Below are 2,562 nucleotides of genomic sequence, written 5' to 3' on the forward strand. Positions count from 1 at the left end.
CTCGCCTTCGGCAAGACCGCCGACGAGGTCCGCGCCGAGGGCGTGGCCGAGGAGCAGGTCTCCGCGCGCACCTTCCGCGGCAACCACCCCACCACGACCGTGCTGGCCCCTGAACTGACCCCCTCCGTGCTCGGCCAGCTCATCGCCCTCTACGAGCAGAAGGTGTTCGTCCAGGGCGCGGTCTGGAACATCGACTCCTTCGACCAGTGGGGCGTGGAGCTGGGCAAGGTCCTCGCCAAGCGGATCGAGCCCGCCCTGACCGAGGGCGCCCAGGTGCCGGGGCTGGACCCGTCGACCAAGGCGCTGGTGGCCGAGTACCGGGAACTGCGCGACCGGAGCTGACGTCAGGGGGCCGACTCGGCGCCTGCCCTCAGGCTTCCGGGTCTCCCCCCGGGGCCCGGCCAGGTCTGCCCGCCGGGGCCCTCAGGGCAGACCTGGGCCCCCGGCCCGTGCTCCGGGTCTGGCCTCTCTGCCCCCTGGCCCCGGGTCCGCGCCCTGGCTTTTGCGCTCACGCGTCTCTCCCCTTCGGGCTCCGGGCCTGCCCCCTGGCTCCGCCCCCCGGCTCCGGGACTGCCCTCTCCGGGACTCCGGGTCTCTTTGGCACCCGGCCCCTTGGGGCTGCCGCCCGGGGCGGTGACCCAGTCCGTGCCCTGGTTCTGTCCCCGGGTCTGTGAGTCTGCCGTCAGGGCCTGCCCCCCGAAGCCCTCGGGGCTGCCGCCCGGGCCCGGGGTCTGCCTGGCCCCCCGCCCGTGCCCGGTTCTGCCTTCCCGGTCCCTCCCCACAGGGCCGCCGGGTCTTGCCTACCCAGGGCTCCCGGGCCTGCCGCCCGGGCCTGTCCCGGGGCCTGCCTGCCGGGGCCCGCTCCCCCCGGCCAAGAAGTCACCCCACCGCGCTCATCGTGTCCGCCGGTCGGCCGCGTGCCGACCGGGCGGCGGGCAGTGCGGCGAGGGCCGCCGCTCCGAGTACGGCGCCGCCGCCGACCAGGAGCAGGAGCCCGGGGGAGGGTGAGCGGGCGATTCCGGCGCCGATGCCGCTGGAGTCGCCCTGGGCGTCGATCAGCCGTCGGGCCAGCGGCAGGCCGAGGGCTGTGGCGGCGAGGTCCGCCGCCAGGGCCGTACAGCTGATCGACGTGACGGTGATCGCGGTGATCTGGCGCGGGGACATGCCGATGGCGCGCAGGGCGAGCACGTCCCGTTCGCCCTCGCGGACGGTGCCGCCGATGGCGGTGAGCAGTTCGACCAGGCCGACCAGGGCGAGCACGGCGATCAGGCCCGCGACCACCGCGCGCAGCGGGGACAGGCCGTCGGCCGGGTTGGTGACGGTGTGCACGTCGAGATGGCCGCCGCCCGCCGAGGACAGCGCGGCGGCGACCCGCGCGGGATCGGCGCCGGGGCGCAGCCGCAGCTGGTAGAAGGCGGGGGCGAGCGCGGGGTCGTTCTCGCGGAGGGTGTCCAAGGAAGTGGTGACGGTACGGCCGCCGTTCTGCGGTTCGAGGGCGCGGCCCACGATGTGCAGGATCTGCGGCTGGTCGCCGACCGTCATCCGCACCCAGTCGCCCACCCGCACATGCAGCAGGTCGAGGAGTCCCTGGCCCGCCACCGCCTCGTCGGGCCCCTGTGCGCGTCGCCCCTCGACGAGGGCGTAGGGATACGGCCGTGCGCGGGTGCCGAGGCCGCGCAGGGCGATGGTGCCGGTCTGGCCGGGTACCAGCGCGGCCAGTTCCACGCCCGGGTACGCCTCGGCGATCCGGTCGTCGGCCGCCAGCAGGTGCCGGGTCCGCTGGTCGCTCAGTCCGTCGTCGGCGCGGACGGTGAGCGCGGCGGGCAGGCCCACGTGGGACGGGTCGGTGTGGAAGCGGTCGATGGTGGTCCAGGCGCTCAGCGCGACTACCATGAGCAGTAGGGGAAGCGTCAGCCGGGCCAGCGCGGCGGATGAGCGGCCGCGCCCGGCGAACGCCCGGTGGCAGCCGAGGACCAGCGCGGCGGGCAGTCGCAGCCCGAGCGCCCGCCGGGCCGCCCCGGTCAGTCCCGCGCCCGACGGTCCCGCCGGACGGGGCACCGGCACCGGCGGCACCCGTCCCGCGCGCCAGGCGGCGAGTCCGGTCGTCAGGCCGATGAGCAGCACCGTGCCGACGGGGACGGCGGACAGCGCGAGGGTGTGCCCCGGCAGCCCCTGCCACACGCCCACCGCGTCACCGAGCCGCCCCGGTACCCGGGTGCCCAGGCTCTCGATGAGCGCCGCCGAGGCGACCGCGCCGAGCAGGGCGTACGCCAGATGCTGGAGCAGGAAGACCCGGACGACCTGGGAGGGCGTGAAGCCGATCGCCTTGAGCACGGAGATGTCCCGCAGATGGCCCCGGATGCGGGTGCCGATCGCCCCGTGCACCGCGAACCCGGCGGCGGCCAGCGCGCCGAGCCCGAACGCCCCGAGCACCTGGCCGAGCAGCCGGTTGTCGCCCTGTGCCTGCGCCCGAGCCTGCTGCCAGGTGGAGACCTCCCCGACCGCGCCCGCACCCAGCCGGGTCACCGCGCGCTGGACGGCGTAGTCGGTGTCGGCCGGGTC

Annotated in this window: 1 protein-coding gene and 1 pseudogene; one reads left to right on the forward strand and one right to left on the reverse strand. The window is 76.2% G+C overall.

Going from position 1 to position 2,562, the window contains the following annotated elements; all coding sequences use genetic code 11:
* Nucleotides 1–342 (forward strand): annotated as a pseudogene (locus tag GTW40_RS29055) (glucose-6-phosphate isomerase); the annotation flags it as partial.
* A gap of 537 nt (nt 343–879) precedes the next feature.
* Here the strand turns inward: GTW40_RS29055 and GTW40_RS29060 are convergent.
* On the reverse strand, nt 880–2,562 hold a 1,683-nt coding region (locus tag GTW40_RS29060; protein WP_161183111.1), incomplete at its 5' end, for an FtsX-like permease family protein.

The sequence above is a fragment of the Streptomyces sp. SID4985 genome (genome assembly GCF_009863025.1).
Classification (GTDB): domain Bacteria; phylum Actinomycetota; class Actinomycetes; order Streptomycetales; family Streptomycetaceae; genus Streptomyces.